An 18,483-nucleotide genomic window follows, 5' to 3' on the forward strand; every position below is an offset into this window, starting at 1 on the left:
ATTCTCCTTTTCAGACTGCGGGAGCGGGTTCGGCGTCGGCGGTCCGGCTGCTGCCGATCCCCCGCACCAGGCCGAGCTTCCCGGCGACGACGTACAGGACGAAGGCCACGACGAGCGAGTTGATGCTCGGCAGGCCCCACTCGACGAACTCGCCGAAGAGCGCCGCGGCGATCCAGACGACGATCGTGGCGGGCACCCACACGGGCGCGTCCTCGGGCACGGTTCCCCGCGCCCGGGCGGCTTCCAGATCCCCGCGCCATTTCTTCACGACGAAGTACTCGGCGACCATGATCCCGGCGATCGGCGGGAACGCGACGCCCAGCACGGTGAGGAAGTCGGTGAACCTGGCCAGGATCCCGGCCGCGGCGAGCAGGCTGCCCGCGACGCCGAGCACCGCCGTGACCAGGCCGCGGTGGGCTTTGCGCCCGGACACCGTGCCGATGAAGTTCACGACGCCCAGGCCCGACGAGTACAGGTTCCAGTCGTTGATCTTGATCGTGCCGGCGATGACGATGAGCAGGCCCACCCAGCCGACCGACGACGTCACGATGGTGGTGATGCCGGCGCTGCCGACGGCGTGGGCGAGCAGGACGCCGGAGAGGCCGATGACGTACTCGCCCAAGGTGATCCCGACGAGCGTCTGCTTGACGACGTCCGAAGTGGACCGGTTGAAGCGGGTCATGTCCGGGGTGATCACCGCGCCGACGATGAAGCCGCCGGCCACGAGCGTGGTGCCCTGCAGCAGGCTCAGGGACGGCCCGGGCGGCGCCGACGAGACGAGCGCGCCCAGGTCGTGCCGGGTCAGCTCGGAGATGACCGACCAGCCGACGAGGACCAGGAACGCCGGCACGGTCAGGTACGCCGTCCAGGCCATGGAGTGGAAGCCCCGCACCACGATCGCGGTGACGAGCAGGCCGAACACGAGCGCCCAGCCCCACTCCGGCAGGCCGCCGATGAGCGAGACGAGACCCTGCGCGGAGACGGCCGACTGGATGCCGAACCAGCCGATGAGGCTGATCCCGATGGCGAGCCCGATGAGCGCCGAGCCGCCGCGGCCGAAGCCGGTCCAGCGGGCGATCATGGACGTCGAGAGGCCCTCGCGGACGCCGATGACGCCGACGAGGATGGTGATGAGCTCCAGGATGACCGAGCCGAGCGTGAACGCCAGTACCGCGTTCCAGAAGCTCATCCCGAAGCCGACGGTGGCTCCGAGCAGGAACTGGGACAGGGCGGACACCTGGCCGAACCGCTGGACGGCGACCGACCACCACGAGTACCGGGCGTGGTCCGGCACTCTGGTGAGGGCATAGTCATCGACACCGACTGTTGAGGCCACGCCGACCTCCTAATCCGGGAAGGGGAACGGTTCCCCGCACCGTAAGCAGTGGTCCCGGTGACGTCACCGTGCGATGCGCACAGCTGGGGCGTCGGCGCTGTGCATTCAGCCCAGCGGGTCCACTCCGGTCAGCGTGACACTTTCCGCCCACAGGCGGCCGGCAGCCGCGTCGTCGGTCAGGTTCGCCCAGCGCTCTTCGAGCTTCGGCCGGCCGCGCAGCCCGAACACACCCGGGCCCCACAGCTGGCCCCCGGTGACGTCCGGGCCGAGGACCGCGCGGACAGCCGGCCGCGCGCCGCCGTCCTTGCCCTGCAGGAGGGCCCGGGCCGGCAGGCCGCGCAGCCACTGGCCGGTGGTGCGGACGTGCACGGGCGGGCGCGACGGCGTCAGCGAGTCGAGCGCGCCACCGGGGTGGGCGACGACGCTCAGCCGCTTCGAGCCGGTTTCGCGCAGCCGCCGGTCGAGTTCGAGTGCGAACAGCATCTGGGCCAGCTTCGAACGCTCGTACGCGCGCTTCGGGACGTAATCGCGTTCGCTCTGGAGGTCGGCGAAGTCCAGCTTCGCCGACTTCGCCGCGAAACTGCCGGTGGTGACGATCCGCGCGTCCTGCGCCAGCACCGGCATCAGCCGGGCGACCAGCGCGAAGTGCCCGAGGTGGTTGGTGCCGAACATCAGCTCGTGACCGGCTTCGGTCTCCCTGCGCGGCGGGTGGTCGAGCATGACGCCGGCGTTGCAGACGACGGCGTCGAGCGGGCCGGGGTCGACGCCGGCGACCTGGGCGAGATCGGCGAGGTCGAGGCGGACGTGGGCGACCTTCGCCCCGGGGACTCCCGCACGGATGGCGGTCTTGGCGGTTTCCGCCTTCGCCGGGTCACGGCCGCCGATCACCACCTCCGCACCCGCCGAGGCCAGCTGTTCGGCGACGAAGTAGCCGATCCCGGCGTTGCCGCCGGTCACCAGCACCCGCATCGGCGTCCCCTCCCCGTGCCAAGCTGTCCGCCATGGACAACGCTACCGGCTACCGGCGATCGACCGGCTCGGCCCGCGGCGAGGCCCGGCGCCGGGAGCTGCTGGCGAAGATCACCGACGAGGTGGCCGAGAACGGTCTCGTCGACTTCTCGCTGCGGCGGGCGGCGCGGTCGGCCGGGACGACGCACAAGGTGCTGCTCTACCACTTCGACGGCGTCGAAGACCTGCTGCGGCAGGTGGTTTTCGCATTGCGGGAACGGCGGATCGGCAACGCGCTGACGGTGATCGCCGAGTCCCCCGCCACGTTGACCGACCGCGTCCGGGCCGCGTGGGTGAGCCTGCGCGACGAGGAGACGAAGCTGCGGCGCGTGCTGGACCAGGCGATGGGCCTGGCGATGTACGACCCGGGCCGGTACGCGGCGCTGGGGCAGGGCGCGTCGCAGCAGTACCTGCCGACGCTGGTGTCGTTCTGCCCGCCCGCCTGGCCGGAGCGGCGGAAGTTCGAGGTCGCGTCGATGATCCTCGCGACCCTGCGCGGCTTCCTCGTCGACCTGCTGACCAGCCCGGACGGCGCCGGCGCGGCCGCCGGGTTCGAGGCGCTGCTGCGCGCGGTCGAGCGGGAGGAAGCCCTCGACACTTTGTGAACCGCGTGGTTCACTTTGGGTATGGAGATCGAGCTGGGGGCGGGCACCGTCGAGTACACCGACACGGGCGGGCCGGGCCCGGTGCTCGTTTTCGCACACGGCCTGCTGATGGACGGCTCCCTGTGGGACAGCGTGGTCGCGTCGCTGCCGGGGTGCCGATGTGTCGTCCCGACGCTGCCGCTGGGCGCGCATCGCCACCCGGTGCGCCCCGAGGCCGACCTTTCGCTGCCCGGGATCGCCGCGCTGCTCACCGAGTTCCTCGAGCGCCTCGACCTGCGCGAGGTGACGCTGGTCGGCGTCGACACCGGCGGCGCGCTGGTCCAGCTGGTGATGGCGGCCGGCGAGCCGCGGGTGAGCCGGGTCGTGCTGGCCTCGTGCGACGCGTTCGGCAACTTCCCGCCCGGGCTCACCGGCAGGACGCTCTTCCTGACCGGGAAGCTGTCACCGGGTTTGTTCGGGCTGTTCATGCAGCAAATGCGACTGCGCGCGGTGCGCCGGCTCCCGATCGCGTTCGGGTGGCTGACCAAGCGCGGGGACGCGGTGTCCGCGGGCTGGCTCCGGCCGTTGCTTCACGAAGCCGGCGTCCGGCGGGACACAGTAAGGATGCTGCGAGCTTTCGCAGCGACCCCGGGGGTTCTGCTCGACGCGGCCGACCGGCTCCCGGAGTTCGACCGGCCGGCCCTGGTGGCCTGGGCGAGCGAAGACCGCGTGATGCCGCCGGAGCACGGGGCGCGGCTGGCCGCCCTGCTGCCCAAGGCAGAGCTCGTCTCCGTCGACGACAGCTACACGCTGCTGCCGCTGGACCGGCCGGAAGAGCTCGCCCGGCTGATCCGGGAGTTCACAGCCGGCTGAGGCCGTGCAGGATGCGTTCCATCAGTTCGAGGCTCGGCCGGTTCCCGGAGCCGCGCCGGGCGGTGTGCACCGCGACCAGCCCGCGGTCGGCCAGGTCCGACAGCAGGACCCGCGCCACGCCCAGCGGGATCCGCCGCCGCGCCGCGACCTCGGCGACCGACTGGGAGGTCCGCAGCAGCGCACAGATCTCCGTCTCCTCCGTCGTGCTCCCCCGCACGACCGCCCGCCCCCGCTGGGTGATCGACACGAGCGTCTCGATCGGGAGATCCCGGGTCGGACGCGTTCGGCCATGGGTGCGGAAGTACGGGCGGACCATCCCGGCCCCGCCTTCTTCGAGCACGGACCCCCAGTGCACAGCCAGCTCCTCACGGCGATTAATCCTTGTCGGCGATTATTTGACCTAAAGATCGAGTAGGCCGCAATCGACCGAACAGAGCAACGCCGGAAAAACCGCAGGTCAACGCCCTGCCGGTGGCGCGGTACTGCCGCGAAGGACTAGTCGTGTCCCGAGAATCGACGGCGATGTCGCGATTTTTCCGCCGGACAATCGCGCCAGGATCAGCCGCCCGGCCCGCTCGCCCAGCCCGGCGACGGGCTGCGCGACCGTGCTCAGCTCGAGCAGGTCGGCGAGGTCGTGGTCGTCGAACCCGAGCACCGAGACGTCCTCCGGCACCCGCAGCCCGGCCCGGCGCAGCGTCCGCAGCGCCCCGAACGCCATTTCGTCCGAGGCGGCGAACACCGCCGTCGGACGGCGGCGCAGGCCCAGCAGCGCGCCCATCGCCCGCTCCCCGCCCGCGACGGTGAACCCGCCGCCGGTCTCGAACGCCGGTTCCGGCACACGGCCGTCCTCCCGGCAGACGCCGTGGTAGACCTCGCGGTAGGCCGCCAGCCGCCGCAACGGCGTCGTGAACCCGAGCGGGACCGGGGCGTTCTCGCCGATGAACGCGATCTCGCGGTGGCCCAGCTGGACGAGGTGGCGCATCGCGGTGACCGCCGCCCCGTGGTCGTCGATCCCGACGGAGTCGGCGCCGGGCTCCTCGGTGCCGATCGTGACGAGCGGCGTGCCGAGCCCCCGCAGCAGTTCGCGTTCGGATTCCTTCAGCGGCAGGGAAAGGACGAGCACCGCGTCGACCCGGCGGCGCAGCGGGAAGTCGGCGAAGAAGCGGGCGCGGCCGGGGTCGTCGCCGAGGTTGTAGAGCAGCAGGCTCAGCCCGGCCTCGCGCAGCACCCGCTCGACCCCGGAGATGAGGCGCGAGAAGTACCAGCGGTCGACGAAGGGCACGATCACCCCGACCGTGCCGGTCCGCCCGGTGGCCAGGCTCGACGCGGCGGGCGAGACGGCGTACCCGAGCTCGGCCGCGGCCGCGAGCACCCGGGTCCGCGTGCGCTCGGCGACCCCGGGCACCCCGCGCAGGGCCCGCGACACGGTGGCGGACGAGACGCCCGCGAGCCGGGCCACGTCGTCGAGCTTGTCCGGCATGCTCTGCCCCATCTGTTGCAAGCGCTTGCAACCATCCGCGTCTCCGCCATTGACAGTTGCCTTGATCAAGGCTAATCATCGATGCAAGCGCTTGCAATGGCGTTGCCTGTCCGGCAAGGAGGCCGACATGCGCCAGCTCCTCCCGCTCACCGGTGCGACCCTGCTGGCCGCGACCGCGCTCGCCGCGTGCTCGTCGGCGAGCGGCCTGACGATCAACCTGTACATCTCGCCGGAGGACCACCTGCAGACGGTGGTCGACCGGTGCACGCAGGAGGCCGGCGGCCGGTACAAGATCGTCTACAACAAGCTGCCGCGAGGCGCGGACGGCCAGCGCGAGCAGATGGTCCGCCGGCTCGCCGCGGGCGACACCTCGCTGGACGTGCTCGGCCTCGACGTCACGTGGGTGCCGGAGTTCGCCGAAGCGGGCTGGGCCGAGGAGTGGACGGGCGCGAACGCGGCGGCGGCCACGAGCGACGTGCTGCCCGGGCCGCTGGCCACCGCGAAGTGGAACGGAAAGCTCTACGGCGCGACGAAGAACACGAACGTCCAGCTGCTCTGGTACGACGACCGGATCACGCCGTCGCCGCCGAAGTCGTTCGACGAGCTCATGACGCAGGCACAGCAGCTGAAGGCGGCCGGGAAGCCGTACCAGGTCGTGTTCACCGGCGCGCAGTACGAAGGATTGGTGGTCTTCTACAACACGCTGGTGGCGTCCGCGGGCGGGCACATCCTGTCCGACGACGGCAAGTCCGTGGTGATGGACGACGGCGCGGTTCGCGCTTTGGAGCTGTTGAAGAAGCTCACCACGGCGGGGATCACGGACCCGTCGCTGACGAACCAGAAGGAGGACGACATCCGCCAGGCGTTCCAGCGCGGCCAGGCGGCGACCGAGCTGAACTGGCCGTTCGTGTATGCCTCCTACGCGAAGGAGAAGCCGCAGGAGCTGGCGCACTTCAAGTGGACGCGGTACCCGTCGGTGGTCGCGGGCCAGCCGAGCCGGGTCACGATCGGCGGGTTCAACCTGGCGGTGTCGACGTATTCGCAGCACAAGCCGGAAGCGTTCGAAGCGGCGCTGTGCCTGCGCAACGCGACTTCGCAGAAGTATCAGGCGTTAGTGGACGGCATCCCGCCGAGCATCGCGTCGATCTACCGCGACAACGCGCCTTTGGACGCCGCGAAACCGGCGGACCCGAAGGAGAACCCGACGATGGCCGACCAGTACCCGATGAAGGGCGACATCCAGGCGGCCCTGACGGACGCGGCGGTCCGCCCGCTCACCCCGGCGTACCAGAACCTGTCGACGGTGATTTCGAAGGTGCTTTCCCCACCGGCGGAGATCGACGTCCAGGCCACGGCCCAGGAGCTGCGCGAGCGCCTGACGGACGCACTGAATTCGCGCGGCATCATCCCCTGAGCCGCTCGGCCGGGCTCCGCCACCGGCAGTATCGTGAAGTGATGAGCGAGTCGGAGTCAGCGGAGCTGGACGGCGGCATCGAGCGAGCCCGCAGGGCTGACGAACGAGACCGGCGGGCCGACGAACGCGCCCGTATCGCCGACGAGCGCGACCGCCGGGCCGACGACCGCGACCGCCGGGCCGACCGCCGCGAGCGCCGGGCCGACGAGCGCGAAGGAATGGCCGACCGCCGCGAAGCCCAGGCGGACGAGCGTGAAGCCCGCATCAGGCACTACGAAGCCCGCTTCGAGACCAGCCCGGGCTCCGCGGCCGACTTCGAGTCGAACCTCACCAGATTCGACCACGAGGCCCTCGACCGGGCCGGCGCCGAGGTGACCCGCGCGAGAGACCGCTTGGCGGCCGCCTCCGACCGCAACAAACGCGAGCAGGCGGAGATCGACCGCGAGATGGCCCGCTCGGTCAGGGACCGCGAAGAACGGGAGTGAAGCCGGCTCCGCTCAAAGGCGAATGGGCTTCTTGTTCATGAACTATCCAGGCGGCCGGTGGGCCTGGAGGCGTTCTTGGGCGCACCGCCTCTGACCTGCTCTTTTGCGTCTGTTGGGTCCGGTCGCGTCCGGGCCTGTCTGGACGTCTGACGGCCTGTAGACGGCCTGGCTCCTCGCTGCTGCCGTGCCCCTCTGGCCTGGTGGCAGCCCTGCCCCGTCTTCCTCGTCCCTGCTGCTGTTAGCGCCGGAGGGCCGGTGTCAAGGGTGGGCGCTTGCGTCCATCGCGCAGCGACGCCGTAGGCGCCCTTGAGGGCGGTCAGCCGGTGTTAAACGATCGCTGACGAGGGAGCGGTCACCTGATCGTGCTCCGGTCGGCGTAACACTGATCGACTCGCCGACGTCTCTGGGCGTATGGGGACGAGTGGATCAACCAGCTCGCGGCGGCGCGCGTACGCAGCCGGCCCTCCGGCGGGCCGCCCGGCGACCGGCGGCCGGAGCGGAGCGGCAGGCCGTCCGTGTCGCATGCGGGCGAGCCCGCCGCACGGGTGGTGACGTGCGCGCCGCCTGCGGCGGCGCGCCTTGATCCCATAGAGCTGAATTCGGCAATCATCGCTCGCTACTTCGCAAGATGACTGGACGACCAACGAACAGCCGACTACTCCGTCGAATGTTTGCGCTTCATTACTCGCATGAAAGACAATGCATAGATCTCCTTGCTTTCTTTAGTGGGAGGGACGTCCTCGGCATCCGAAAGCGAAGGACCCTCCCGATCAAGCACGTCGCCCAACTCTGCGACAACTGCATTTATTCCAAGCAAGTCTTCAATTGCGGATTCTTCGAGACCAAAGATCGTCCTCGTCCCACCACTTGATACGCCTTCACTAACGAGCCTCCCAAGAACCTCTATCAGATCCCACTCGCCGGAGCGAATGTTATCCCACAAGATCTCTTTTATTTTGCGTTTATCCTCCAGCAGCCAGTTGAGCCGGTAGATAATTGGGAAATCACTGTATATGCGCCCTATGGATTGCCGGCCAAGTTCCAAGGAACGCTGCTCAAGCCTTTCAACCACGACGGACTTAATTTCCGTCACCCACTCAAAATTCCTACCGGTTTCATTCGACTTCCGGATTGCACGCATGGTAATGTCAGCCACGAACGTTAGGTCGCCATTATCAATAGCCTGCATCAAAATTCTCGTCGCTTCTCGCTTATCGAGCGCGACAAGCAGGTCCATAGCAACGATCTGAAGGGAAACGTCCGGCGAGTCGAGGAATCCTGATCGAGGCGGAAGAATACTATATTGCCCAGCCAAAAAGGCGAACACCCCTGACGTGTTATCCAGAGCCCCCTGATCACTGATCGCGCTAATTTTCCGCAGTACACGAGATGGATTTCTCTGCATTGCTCCGACAACTGATCGCAATTCGTCGCCGTCACCGTCTGGCATCTGCGCCAGAGCTCGCAAAACAATAGAGTCAGGGATATCAGACTGCGGAACTCCGAAGTGGAAATACCTGTCGAAATAGTCTCCATTTTGAACCGACCGCACAGTTCGTCCACCAGATGAGTGGCCACTGAACCAGTCAGAGAAAAGATTAACTAACAGGTTCAAGATTCTTTCCTGCGCTCGCTGCGGAACGCGGGATTCCGCAGCTATACCTAACCATCGCTCCTTCTTTTCTTCAGGCGTCGCCCTCCTTGCGGCAAGCCGTAGAGACTGGCCTACAAGTTCTTCACGGTTCGCTAGAATGCTCCCATAAAGACCCGGGTAAAAAGTGCGCAGAAATGTTAGTATAAGAAAGTCGACCACGTCGACTTCTCCGTGCACGAGGGCATACATAGCATATAATTGCGCGATAAACCGATTGATGGCCCGCGGCTCACGCAAGTCATCTTTGAGGTATGAGTGGTAGACCCACCCAAAGCGTTGCTGGTCAGAATCAGAAAACGACACATCGAATCGCGAGAAGAAGTTCTCTAGACCCTCATCGATCAGCGCCTCCTGATACTCGGGATGCAACGGAGGCAGGTCCAGTCGGATCTGAACAATCTTCTCTAGGTAGTCGTGAGCCCGTTCTGCGTTTTCATAGACAAGATCAGAGCGTTGCAGCGCTCCTAGCACAGTACGCTCATCGTAGGCAAGAATGTAGTAGATATTTGGCAGGCGACCGATGAGCCGTATGAGCTTGAAAATAAGCAGAAGTTCTTGAGGCTGGAGTCGATCAATATCGTCAATAACGACCAAGATCTTCTTATCGTAGACTTCAAGAGCTTCCTCAAGCCCCTGTCGACGTTTATCTATTGACGTGTCCCCTCGGATCACCTCCCCCACTTTCTTGGCAATCCCACTAGCATCAAAACCGGCCAACGAGGCTAGCTTGCCCAACGGAGAAAGAGCCTCAGCATAATTAGCCAACTTCTCGCGCGCTTTTTCACCTTTGTCTTCCGGGAGCGCAGACTTCAGCGTGCTAAAGTAGTTGCCAAGCAGGCTCTCTATGTCAGAAAATAACCAGGGGTTAAAGTTTACCACGTTCCAGCGATCGGACCGACTTTCTAGAACATTCTTGGACAACTCAAGAAGAGACGACTTTCCGCTACCCCACGGCCCAATCAGTGCCATGACAGAGGTTTTACTCTGTTGGCCAACCTGTTCGCAAATCTCTGCAATTTGCCCCGCGAAGGTTAGCCGACCGATTCGATCCTCTCCATTGGACTTAATCGGGTCATCCGAGAAGAAATTCGTATTTTCCATTTACGATCTATTGCCTTTGCCAGTCGACTATCCCACTGCCATGGACTCAGATGATATTTACGAAAAGAATGTGTCACGACTCCCGCTCAAGGCATGCGAAATTCGCAGCCTAATCGACTCATGCACGGCTAGGTCTTCGAGCTTGCTGACAGGAACCCACTGGACTTCGCTGCTCTCATCACTGCCACGCAGTGCACCGCCCAACGAAGTCGCGCGGAAACAAATAGAAAACTCTTGGCGAACCTCGCCATCGCTATACATAATGACGTGATTCGGGTTCGAGTAGACTCCTATCACGTTCACGATCTCGCACGAAACTCCGGTCTCTTCTCGAACTTCGCGAACCGCTGCTTGCGCTAGCGTCTCCCCGAGCTCCAACTGACCACCTGGAATAGAGAAGAGGTCGTTGTCAGTGCGCCTGATCATCAAAATCCGGCCTGTGTCGTCCTGTATGAACACAGAGACCGCTACCGCGATGCTGTTCGCTTTGGGTGCGTTCGGGTCGTTGTAGTAGTCGACTCGGGTCATGCTGCCTCCTCACAAGGTGGCTGGCTTGGCAAGGTTCCAGACCGACTCGAAGCTCTCCGAGTACGTCTCGAAGAGGTCCCCGGCGGAGAGCCGCCGCAGGTGGAGCGACGGGGCATGTGCTCCCTGAAACCCGTACACGTGTGTGTTGATGATCATCTCGTCGTCGAACCGAAAGATCGAGTTGTAGAGCGTCGTGTTGTGGAACCGCATCTCGATGCCTTCCACGCCGATCAGCGGTCGGTAGAACGCCAGCGCGTTACGGATACGTGCCGGAAGCGTCCCGTCGCCAAGTTGCTCCTCCTCGCCACGTAGCGCGACGCTGTCGCCCTCAGGGTCACCGAAGGCCAGCCGGATCTTCGCGCCGGCCGCAGCCTTGGCCGTCAGGTCCTTGATGAAGCGCGGGCGTTCGACCAGGAACAAAGCGGCGTGCACCAGGACCTCAACGGTCTCCGACGCCTCCCTGATCAGGCGGTCCCACAGCTCGACCGGGATGGCGTTGCGGTGAGGGAACACACGCACGACTTCGGCGGCCGCCGTCTCGGCCTTGCGCTCCGGCGCGACCGAGTCCGGCCACAGGTACGTCTCTGACTCGCGCGCCATCGCCGCGATCTTGTGCCGGTGCTTCGGGTACGGCAGGCGCCCCTTGGTGATCCAGCGTTCAACGGTCTTCTGGTCGACGCCGACGGCCTTGGCGACCTGTTCCAAGGTCAGGCCGTTGCGCAGCAGCGCGTCACGCAGGCGTTCGTTCGGCATCAGCACCCCTTGGGACTTTTAGGGACGTCTTCGACCGTACCAGGGACGTCCCGAGATGTCCCGCCACGTGGTGATCATGTCCCGCCTTTTGCCGGAGATTGGAGGGCAGATTGCCGGGGTTCGCCCGGCGGCGAAGAGAGGAAGGCAGGCATGACGACTCGAAGCGTGGGGCCCGTGCTCGATGGCCGGACGCGTGATGTGGGAACGCGGGCGCTGCGTCGGCTTGCGGTGTAGGCGCGACCGGCATGCGTGACACGGTCCAGATCCACGTCACGGCAGATCTTCCCATCCGGGTCCGCGCGCTCTCGTACGCGAACCGAGCCGAGATCCGGTTCGGCAAGGCGTTCCCGGTAGTCCTGCTTGTGGATTCGGACGCCATTGCGGTGCTGAGCAAGGAACTCGAAGCGGTACGGGCCGCACTGAACTCGACAACGACACGAGTCGACGACCAGGCACCAGAAGCGACTGACCGAAAACAAGATCCAGGGAGCAAGTGAAATGGCTATCGCCAAGGGTTACAGGTTCGAAATTGCGTTCGACCAGGCGTTCCCGCAGGGGCTCGTCATGGTCGGCGAGGTTACGGCGGACACGGAGTACCAGTCTCGCGAGGACCGGACGGCAGGCCGCCCGGCTCGGCAGCGAGTGGACGAGGTGACGGGCAAGCGCCAGTGGAAGGCGACGGTGACCGACCCGGATGAGACGAAGGCGAAGCGGGCCTCGTTCGAGATCACCTTGCTGGCGGACGTTCAGCCGGTCCCGGCCACCTCCGAAGCCCTGCCGGGCATGCGTCCGATCGAGCTGGAGGGGCTGACGGCGGAACCGAAGGTGGCCGGCCAGGGCGAGTTCAAGTACCAGTCGTACACGTTCCGGGCGACCGGCTTCAAGGCGGCCGGGAGCGGTTCAGGCTCGAAGTCGGCGCGCTCCGCCACGGCTGGCGAAGCTGCGACCAAGGCGGCGTGAGCGGCATGAACGCGTCCGGGCCGGTTCGCGACGCTGCGGCGTTCAACGAGCTGGTCCGGGCGTGGGAATCGGCGTACCGCGACTACATGGCGGCCTGGGAGCACGGCACGCGGGTCTTCTCGCCCACGTCGTCGCTCAACACGTCGCATGCGGCGCGGCGGGTGTCGCGGGCGTGGCATGAACTGGCGCGGACGCGTGGTCTGCCGTGGTGGTGTGTCGCGGCTCTGGAGTCGGCAGCCGAAGGGTTCGCCGAGCTGGCACGGGATTGGGCAAGTAAGGCAGACGGTGATGGTGCTTCGGGTCGACGGGTTCGGCGTGACGTGGAGGGTCGAGTCCCGGGATTCGGTGACGGTGGAGGAGACCGGACCTCATCCGGCCAGTCCTCCGATGCTGGTCGTGACCGGCGCGACGTCGGTGGTCTCTCTCACGGTTCCGGAGGATCTGGAGCAGTGGCCGGCCTGCGTGGCATTCCTTCTCCGGCTCCGCGACGGCGTGGACGATCTGGCGGCTCTACTGACGGCTCGCGCGGCGGCACCGGTCGGATCTGATGGAGACGGCGACGGTGGTCAAGGCGCATGACGAGGTCATGACGCTGGCTGACGCCCGGGAGGCGGTGTTCGTGCTGCGCCCCGAGGTCGACGCGAACACGTCGGAGTGGGTGGCGTTTCACCGGGCGAACGCGGCGATGTACGAACGGGTCGCGGAGACCGACCGGCGTCACCACTGGGAGGCGTTGTACTGGGTCGGCTACGAAATGCGTCAAGTCGAGAAGCTGACGAAACGGCCGGAATGGCGATCGGGTTTCGGAGAGGAGAGGTGACTAGCGAGGTAGATCCGGCGGTCGCGATCGAGCTGGTCAAGCGCTATTCCGACGGTGAGACGATTGAGTCTCTGGTGGCAGAGTATCCGTTCAGCTACCGAAAGGTGCGGACCACTCTTATCGACGCCGAAGTTGTGCTGCGGCCGCCGAAGATCCGCCTGCCACCGACTCCGCCGGGATTGGTCAACGCGTACGAGCACGGCCGAACGATCCGGCAAGTCGCTGCCATGTATGGCATGAGCTACAACCAAACTCGCAACATCCTGCTCACCGAGGGGGTCCGGCTCCGCTCACGAGGACAGTACCGGCAGGCCTGAGAAGAACTAAAAAATCGGCAATTCCGCACGTGGGGACGTGTGGCGGATAAACGCGTCCCCACGTGCCCGCAAGTGTCCCTTTTAGAACGCAGAACCGGCCCTTGGCTACCAACCTGTTCCGGTTCTGCGTCTGTCCACTGGAGAAGTGAACGATGCAAACGATAAATGATGACAACCAACGCCAGTCAACCGGGGTCACCCGGATGCGCTGCGCGGAATGCAAGAAGTTCGCGCGTCTGCTGCCCGGGGAGACCAAGTGCGCCCCGTGCCTGGGGATGCTGCCGCTGGTGCTCCGCACGGCTGATGTGCGGGGTGGTCGCTGATGGACGCGCACGGCGTGATGACGCTGATGGCGGTCGGCGGTGGCCTGGCCGTGCTGCTGTGGGTGCTGGCGAAGATCGGGCGTGCCCTGGCCGGCCTCGCGGAGATGCTGGCCGCGCTCGCCGTCGTCGGGATGGTGCTCTGGGGCCTGGCCCGGGCGGTCGGGTGGGTTGTTCGGCAACTCGTGACGCACTGGCGGACCTGCCTCACCCTCGTCGCGGCGTGGGCTTGGTGCCGGTGGCTGGGTGGGCTCTCCCTCCTAATCACCCTCGTCGTGCTCGGCCTGGTGCAGCTCGTGTGGTGGCGGCTGGACGCGGTGAGTTATGACCAGTGGTGTGGCCGGTGGCTGCGGGGCTGGTGGCTGCGCTGGGCGCTCTACGGCCGGAAGCTGGCCGGCTGGCTCACCGCCTGCGGCCTGGTGGTCCGGGACGCGTCGGTGCCGGTCGACGTCACGGTGTCGCTGGTCGGGCGTCGACGGGGCCGGAACACGGTCGCCCGCAGTCAGGACCGGTCAGCCGGGGTCGCGGTGCCCACGCTGCTGTCGGTCCGGTCCGGGGCCTCGTGGGATGAGGTCCGGGTGCGGCTGGTGCCGGGGCAGAAGCCGGAGGACTTCGACGACGGGGCCCGCGCGCTGGCGGTCGCCCGGCAGGTCACCCGCTGCCAGATCCGGGAACTCGAGCCCGACGTCGTGTCGATCGACTTCATGCGCCGGGACCTGCTCGCCTCCCCGGTCGCTTGCCTGCCGGTGCCGGAGATGGTCTCCGTAGACGGGACCGGGGTGGACCTGCGGTCGGTGTTCGCCGGGTCGACTGAGTATGGCAAGCCCTGGCGGCTCCCCCTCGTCGGCACCGGCGCGCACACCCTGGTCGCCGGGGCCACCGGGTCGGGCAAGAACTCGGTGATGTGGTGCCCCCTCGTGGCGGCGGCCTCGGCAATCCGGGCCGGTCTCGTGCGAGTGTCCGGGATCGATCCGAAGGCGATGGAGCTGTCCTACGGGCGCGGGATCTTCGCCCGCTACGGCCAGAGCGGACAGGAAGCGGTCCAGGTCCTTGACGCGCTCCTGGACGAGCTGGAGACGCGCAAGCGCGAGTTCGCCGGGCACACCCGGCAGGTACCGATCTCCGCCGACTACCCGGTGGAGCTGCTGGAGTTCGACGAGATCGGCGCGCTGACCAAGTACACCGACCGCAAGACCCGCGACGCCATCGTGGAGAAGGTCGCGATCCTGACCACCCAAGGCCGGGCACTCGGCTTCACCGTCCGGGGCTACGTGCAGGAACCGACCAAGGACACGGTGCCGGTGCGGGAGCTGCTGCCCCGGCGGATCGCGATGCGGCTGACCTCGAAGACGCAGGTCCCGATGGTCCTCGGCGACGGCGCGTACGAGCGTGGCGCGTGGGCCAACCGCATCCCGGAATCGGCGGCCGGGGTCGGCTACGTCTGGGGCGAAGGCATCCGCGAACCGCTGCGCGTGCGGGCCGGATGGGTGCCCGATCACACGATCAAACAACTGGAGCACTACGTCACCAACGGCGGCGCCCAGGTGATCAGCCTCGCCGATCGACGCACGGGCGAAGGGAGGTCGGCATGACCACCACCGAAGACACGCAGGCCCAGGCGGTGCCGGCCACCCCGATCGAGCGAATCCGCGGCGCCCTCTCCGCCGACGTCGTCAAGGCCACGGCAGAGAAGCACGGCGTGTGTACCCGGCCGTTCACGATGGAGGTCGGCGACACCGAAACCGGCGAAGTCCGCTACGTCCCCGTCCCCTGCGGCTCCACCGTCGAGTCGGTGTGCCTGCCGTGCGCGCGGAAGGCGAAGGCGCTACGGCAAGCCCAGTGCCGGGAAGGCTGGCACCTGACCGAAGAGCCGGTGATCACCCGTGAGAAGCCCTCGGAGACCCAAACCGAGCTGCTGACCTACCGGGCCGACCTGGCGGCGCACTACCGCGACGTCATGGCGGCCGGGGACGAGTCCGAGGCCGAAGAGCTGCGGGCAGAGGTCGCGGGCGTGGACGCGGAGCTGCGGGCCTCGGGGATGACGGGTCGGCTGCCTTCGCTGGATGAGGTGGAGCGGAAGGCGGTGAAGCGCTCGACGAAGCGGCGGCAGGACGCGCCGAACCTGCCTCGGCGGAAGGTGAGCAAGACGACGGTGGGGCGGGAGTTCGCGGGGAAGTTCCGGCCGTCGATGTTCGTCACGCTGACCTGCGACACCTACGGCCGTGTCCGGTCCGATGGGTCCCCGGTCGATCCGGCGTCGTATGACTACCGGCGGGCGGCGCGGGATGCGGTGCACTTCGCGGCGCTGGTTGATCGGTGGTGGCAGAACCTGCGCCGGGTCGTCGGCTGGGACGTGCAGTACTTCGCCACGGTCGAGCCGCAGCGACGGGCGGCCCCGCATCTGCACACGGCGTTGCGGGGCGCGATCTCGCACGAAACCATCCGCCTCGTCACCGAAGCGACCTACCACCAGGTGTGGTGGCCTGCTCACGATGAACTGGTCTACACGGATCGGAACCCGTTGTGGGATCCCGATTCCCGTTCCTTTGTGGACCCGGAGACCCGGGAGCTGTTACCGGCGTGGGACGACGCGGTGGCTGTCGTAGAGGAACCGGCTCATGTCGTGCGGTTCGGCACGCAGGTGCACTCGAAGGGCATCCTCGGCGGGACGGAGGAGGCCGGGCGGCACATCGGCTACCTGACCAAGTACCTCACGAAGTCGACCGGTGAGGTCGTCGACGCGGACACGGCCGGCCAGCGGGACCACCACGACATGCTTCATGCCCACCTGGCCGTGACGCCGTGCTCGCCGCGCTGCGCGGTGTGGCTGCTGTATGGCATCAACCCGAAGGGAGCGAACGGGAAGACCGTTCCGGGCCACTGCAAGGGGCGTGCGCATCGTCGGTCAACCCTCGGGCTACCGGGGCGGCGAGTCCTCGTGTCGCGCAAGTGGTCCGGCAAGACGGTGGCCGATCACAAGGCCGACCGCCGGGGGTTCGTGCTCTCGGCGTTGGCGGCGGTCGGAATCAGCAAGCCGGAACCGACCCCGGATCGGTTCGTGTGGCGCAAAGTCGAGCCGGGCGATACCCACTGCCCGCCACGGGACCAACTGGTCATGCATGCCATCTCGGAGCGGATCACGTGGAAGGCGGAGTACGACCTAGCGCTACTCGCGGCCGGACCACCGGGCGAAGTTACTTCGGCAACTCCATCTCTGGCGGCCTGAGGGGGCAGACATGAGTGCACGGATCAAGGTGGTGAGCATCGAGGGCCTGTGGACGCCTGAGGACTTGGCCACCTTCCTCGGGATACCCGAGAAGACCCTGCGGGACTGGCGTTTCAAGAGCTACGGCCCCGCCTGGATTCGGATGGGCAAACACGTCCGGTACTCCCCCGAAGCGGTACGAGCTTGGATCGACCAGCTCAGCCATGACGGTGCCGCATAGAAGGTCCCGGCTACGACACCCCATGCCCGATCGACCTCGGGCATGGGGTTAAGCCGCATCAAAACCCAACCAGGATAGGAGAAAACGATGAAAGGCCATGTGCAAGATCGATGGTGGCGGCAGAAGAAAGACGAGGACGGTAAGCCGGTCTTCAACGCCAAGGGTCACCCTGTCCGCGAGAAGACCGAACTGTTCGGCAAGGGCGACCGGTACAAGGTCCGCTACTACGATCCCGAAGGCAACGAGCGGAGCAAGTCCTTTCCGGACAAGCAACTCACGAAGGCCAAAACCTTCCTGACCAAGATGCAACACGACGTGCTCGCCGGTGAGTACATCTCGGCCGAGTCCGGCGAAGAGAAGTTTCGCGACTACACGACCCAGTGGCGCAAGGGCCAGTCCGCCGACGCGGGGACCCGGCAGACCGTGAGCAACCATCTCAAGACCGGGATCTTCCCGTTCCTCGGCGACAAGCCGCTCAAGGTGGCCGCGAAGACCGACACCATTCGTGACTGGCTCGACTGGTTGGAACGGCCGAAGAGTGAAGGCGGGCGCGGCCTGATGGCGTCCACCCGGGCGGTGCTCTTCGACACCGTGTCCGCCATCCTCCAGGCGGCCTACGACGACAAGAAGATCCGGGCGAACCCGTGCCGGGCGAAGAGCGTCAAGCGGCCCAAGCCTGTCCAACGGAAGGTCATCCCGTGGCCGGATAGCCGGGTCCGCGCCGTCCGGCTCGCCCTGCCCGCCGAGTACACCGTCACGGTGCCGCTCGGGGCCGGCCTCGGGCTGCGTCAGATGGAGATCTTCGGGTTCAGCCCGGACGACGTCGACCGGGACGAGATGATCGTCAACGTTCAGCGCCAGATCCGGTGGATCGGCACTCAGCCGGTGTTCTCGCCTCCGAAGGGCGGCAAGACGCGGGTGGTCCCGCTCGGGCAAGGCGTGCTTGATGACATCGACGACTACATGGCCACCTTCGAGCCGGTCACGCTGACGCTTCCCTGGCTCGAACCAGGCGGCCGACCGGAGACCGTACGAGTGCTGATCGGCCGGGTGACCAAGCGGAGCGTCTACGCCAAACAGCCGATCGGCAACGTGATCAAGGGCTCCAACTTCACCAAGGACATCTGGCGGCCGGCCTTCAAGGGTGCTGGCCTGGAGTACGTCGACCGCCGGGACGGGATGCACGGCATGCGCCACTTCTTCGCATCCACGATGCTTGCCAACGGCGTGTCGATCAAGGAGGTCGCCGAGTACCTCGGCCACCACGACCCCGGATACACGCTCCGCATCTACACCCACCTCGTCCCGTCGAGCCACAAGCGGGCCCGCGCGGCCACCAACCGCGTGTTCAAGCCCCGCCGCCCGCCGCAGACGGCCCAGGATTCCGAGACGGCCTGACGACGG

Annotated in this window: 19 protein-coding genes; 12 read left to right on the forward strand and 7 right to left on the reverse strand. The window is 66.6% G+C overall.

Translation table 11 applies throughout. The features are described 5' to 3' along the window. Nucleotides 1–10: 10 nt before the first annotated feature. Together ACWEVP_RS04625 and ACWEVP_RS04630 are read right to left on the reverse strand one after the other, a co-directional pair. Nucleotides 11–1,336: a purine-cytosine permease family protein gene (locus tag ACWEVP_RS04625; protein WP_452061257.1), complete on the reverse strand. Its 1,326-nt coding sequence runs from the start codon at nt 1,334–1,336 to the stop codon at nt 11–13. A gap of 105 nt (nt 1,337–1,441) precedes the next feature. Then, a complete protein-coding gene (locus tag ACWEVP_RS04630; RefSeq protein WP_452061258.1) occupies nt 1,442–2,305 on the reverse strand; it encodes an SDR family NAD(P)-dependent oxidoreductase in 864 nt (287 codons plus the stop codon). Between the two features lie 32 nt (nt 2,306–2,337). On the opposite strand from ACWEVP_RS04630, the gene ACWEVP_RS04635 reads away from it, so the two are divergent. Continuing rightward, nucleotides 2,338–2,949: a TetR/AcrR family transcriptional regulator gene (locus tag ACWEVP_RS04635; protein WP_452061259.1), complete on the forward strand. Its 612-nt coding sequence runs from the start codon at nt 2,338–2,340 to the stop codon at nt 2,947–2,949. A 21-nt stretch (nt 2,950–2,970) separates the two neighbouring features. Continuing rightward, complete coding sequence (locus ACWEVP_RS04640; protein ID WP_452061260.1) at nt 2,971–3,801, forward strand: alpha/beta fold hydrolase; 831 nt, start codon at nt 2,971–2,973, stop codon at nt 3,799–3,801. Here the strand turns inward: ACWEVP_RS04640 and ACWEVP_RS04645 are convergent. Both ACWEVP_RS04645 and ACWEVP_RS04650 read right to left on the reverse strand, forming a co-directional pair. After that, complete coding sequence (locus ACWEVP_RS04645; protein WP_364467177.1) at nt 3,788–4,156, reverse strand: DUF742 domain-containing protein; 369 nt, start codon at nt 4,154–4,156, stop codon at nt 3,788–3,790. The genes ACWEVP_RS04640 and ACWEVP_RS04645 overlap by 14 nt on opposite strands. Before the next feature lie 102 nt (nt 4,157–4,258). Then, the gene (locus ACWEVP_RS04650) at nt 4,259–5,281 is read right to left on the reverse strand and encodes a LacI family DNA-binding transcriptional regulator (protein WP_452061261.1); all 1,023 of its coding nucleotides are present in this window, start codon (nt 5,279–5,281) and stop codon (nt 4,259–4,261) included. 127 nt (nt 5,282–5,408) lie between these two features. On the opposite strand from ACWEVP_RS04650, the gene ACWEVP_RS04655 reads away from it, so the two are divergent. Both ACWEVP_RS04655 and ACWEVP_RS04660 read left to right on the forward strand, forming a co-directional pair. After that, nucleotides 5,409–6,695 (forward strand): ABC transporter substrate-binding protein, encoded by a 1,287-nt coding sequence (locus ACWEVP_RS04655; protein ID WP_452061262.1) that lies wholly within the window; start codon nt 5,409–5,411, stop codon nt 6,693–6,695. 41 nt (nt 6,696–6,736) lie between these two features. After that, nucleotides 6,737–7,180, forward strand: a complete 444-nt coding sequence (locus ACWEVP_RS04660) for a hypothetical protein (RefSeq protein ID WP_452061263.1) — start codon at nt 6,737–6,739, stop codon at nt 7,178–7,180. Between the two features lie 655 nt (nt 7,181–7,835). On the opposite strand, the gene ACWEVP_RS04665 is transcribed toward ACWEVP_RS04660, so the two are convergent. The 3 genes from ACWEVP_RS04665 to ACWEVP_RS04675 are packed head-to-tail and all read right to left on the reverse strand — an operon-like array spanning nt 7,836 to nt 11,216. Next, entirely contained in the window at nt 7,836–9,935 is a 2,100-nt protein-coding gene (locus ACWEVP_RS04665) for a KAP family P-loop NTPase fold protein (RefSeq protein ID WP_452061264.1), read from the reverse strand. Nucleotides 9,936–9,992: 57 nt separating this feature from the next. Next, nucleotides 9,993–10,463 (reverse strand): NUDIX hydrolase, encoded by a 471-nt coding sequence (locus ACWEVP_RS04670; protein WP_452061265.1) that lies wholly within the window; start codon nt 10,461–10,463, stop codon nt 9,993–9,995. A 9-nt stretch (nt 10,464–10,472) separates the two neighbouring features. Next, the gene (locus ACWEVP_RS04675; protein ID WP_452061266.1) at nt 10,473–11,216 is read right to left on the reverse strand and encodes a helix-turn-helix domain-containing protein; all 744 of its coding nucleotides are present in this window, start codon (nt 11,214–11,216) and stop codon (nt 10,473–10,475) included. Nucleotides 11,217–11,461: 245 nt separating this feature from the next. Between ACWEVP_RS04675 and ACWEVP_RS04680 the strand changes: the two genes are divergently transcribed. From ACWEVP_RS04680 to ACWEVP_RS04715, 8 genes are all read left to right on the forward strand, one after another. Then, entirely contained in the window at nt 11,462–11,713 is a 252-nt protein-coding gene (locus ACWEVP_RS04680) for a hypothetical protein (protein ID WP_452061267.1), read from the forward strand. Between the two features lies 1 nt (nt 11,714). Then, nucleotides 11,715–12,176 carry a hypothetical protein gene (locus ACWEVP_RS04685; RefSeq protein WP_452061268.1) on the forward strand — a complete coding sequence of 154 codons (462 nt, stop codon included), beginning with the start codon at nt 11,715–11,717 and terminating at the stop codon, nt 12,174–12,176. A gap of 547 nt (nt 12,177–12,723) precedes the next feature. Continuing rightward, nucleotides 12,724–12,996, forward strand: coding sequence for an AMED_5909 family protein (locus ACWEVP_RS04690; RefSeq protein ID WP_452061269.1), 273 nt, complete (start codon nt 12,724–12,726; stop codon nt 12,994–12,996). Further along, a complete protein-coding gene (locus ACWEVP_RS04695) occupies nt 12,993–13,313 on the forward strand; it encodes a helix-turn-helix domain-containing protein (RefSeq protein ID WP_452061270.1) in 321 nt (106 codons plus the stop codon). Before ACWEVP_RS04690 ends, ACWEVP_RS04695 begins: the two co-directional genes overlap by 4 nt. 322 nt (nt 13,314–13,635) lie before the next feature. Beyond that, a complete protein-coding gene (locus tag ACWEVP_RS04700; RefSeq protein WP_452061271.1) occupies nt 13,636–15,225 on the forward strand; it encodes an FtsK/SpoIIIE domain-containing protein in 1,590 nt (529 codons plus the stop codon). Then, nucleotides 15,222–16,859 (forward strand): replication initiator, encoded by a 1,638-nt coding sequence (locus ACWEVP_RS04705; RefSeq protein ID WP_452061272.1) that lies wholly within the window; start codon nt 15,222–15,224, stop codon nt 16,857–16,859. The genes ACWEVP_RS04700 and ACWEVP_RS04705 overlap by 4 nt, the downstream gene beginning before the upstream one ends. Nucleotides 16,860–16,869: 10 nt before the next feature. Beyond that, nucleotides 16,870–17,079, forward strand: a complete 210-nt coding sequence (locus ACWEVP_RS04710) for a helix-turn-helix domain-containing protein (RefSeq protein ID WP_285993152.1) — start codon at nt 16,870–16,872, stop codon at nt 17,077–17,079. Between the two features lie 87 nt (nt 17,080–17,166). Further along, a complete protein-coding gene (locus ACWEVP_RS04715; protein ID WP_452061273.1) occupies nt 17,167–18,477 on the forward strand; it encodes a tyrosine-type recombinase/integrase in 1,311 nt (436 codons plus the stop codon). Nucleotides 18,478–18,483 lie beyond the last annotated feature (6 nt).

The organism is Amycolatopsis sp. NPDC003865, assembly GCF_053605345.1.

Coding starts and splice junctions, on each gene's coding strand:
- ACWEVP_RS04630 (WP_452061258.1), bottom strand. CDS start 2,305: ATGCGGGTGCTGGTGACCGGCGGCAACGCCGGGATCGGCTACTTCGTC.
- ACWEVP_RS04635 (WP_452061259.1), top strand. CDS start 2,338: ATGGACAACGCTACCGGCTACCGGCGATCGACCGGCTCGGCCCGCGGC.
- ACWEVP_RS04640 (WP_452061260.1), top strand. CDS start 2,971: ATGGAGATCGAGCTGGGGGCGGGCACCGTCGAGTACACCGACACGGGC.
- ACWEVP_RS04650 (WP_452061261.1), bottom strand. CDS start 5,281: ATGCCGGACAAGCTCGACGACGTGGCCCGGCTCGCGGGCGTCTCGTCC.
- ACWEVP_RS04655 (WP_452061262.1), top strand. CDS start 5,409: ATGCGCCAGCTCCTCCCGCTCACCGGTGCGACCCTGCTGGCCGCGACC.
- ACWEVP_RS04660 (WP_452061263.1), top strand. CDS start 6,737: ATGAGCGAGTCGGAGTCAGCGGAGCTGGACGGCGGCATCGAGCGAGCC.
- ACWEVP_RS04665 (WP_452061264.1), bottom strand. CDS start 9,935: ATGGAAAATACGAATTTCTTCTCGGATGACCCGATTAAGTCCAATGGA.
- ACWEVP_RS04670 (WP_452061265.1), bottom strand. CDS start 10,463: ATGACCCGAGTCGACTACTACAACGACCCGAACGCACCCAAAGCGAAC.
- ACWEVP_RS04675 (WP_452061266.1), bottom strand. CDS start 11,216: ATGCCGAACGAACGCCTGCGTGACGCGCTGCTGCGCAACGGCCTGACC.
- ACWEVP_RS04680 (WP_452061267.1), top strand. CDS start 11,462: ATGCGTGACACGGTCCAGATCCACGTCACGGCAGATCTTCCCATCCGG.
- ACWEVP_RS04685 (WP_452061268.1), top strand. CDS start 11,715: ATGGCTATCGCCAAGGGTTACAGGTTCGAAATTGCGTTCGACCAGGCG.
- ACWEVP_RS04690 (WP_452061269.1), top strand. CDS start 12,724: ATGGAGACGGCGACGGTGGTCAAGGCGCATGACGAGGTCATGACGCTG.
- ACWEVP_RS04700 (WP_452061271.1), top strand. CDS start 13,636: ATGGACGCGCACGGCGTGATGACGCTGATGGCGGTCGGCGGTGGCCTG.
- ACWEVP_RS04705 (WP_452061272.1), top strand. CDS start 15,222: ATGACCACCACCGAAGACACGCAGGCCCAGGCGGTGCCGGCCACCCCG.
- ACWEVP_RS04710 (WP_285993152.1), top strand. CDS start 16,870: ATGAGTGCACGGATCAAGGTGGTGAGCATCGAGGGCCTGTGGACGCCT.
- ACWEVP_RS04715 (WP_452061273.1), top strand. CDS start 17,167: ATGAAAGGCCATGTGCAAGATCGATGGTGGCGGCAGAAGAAAGACGAG.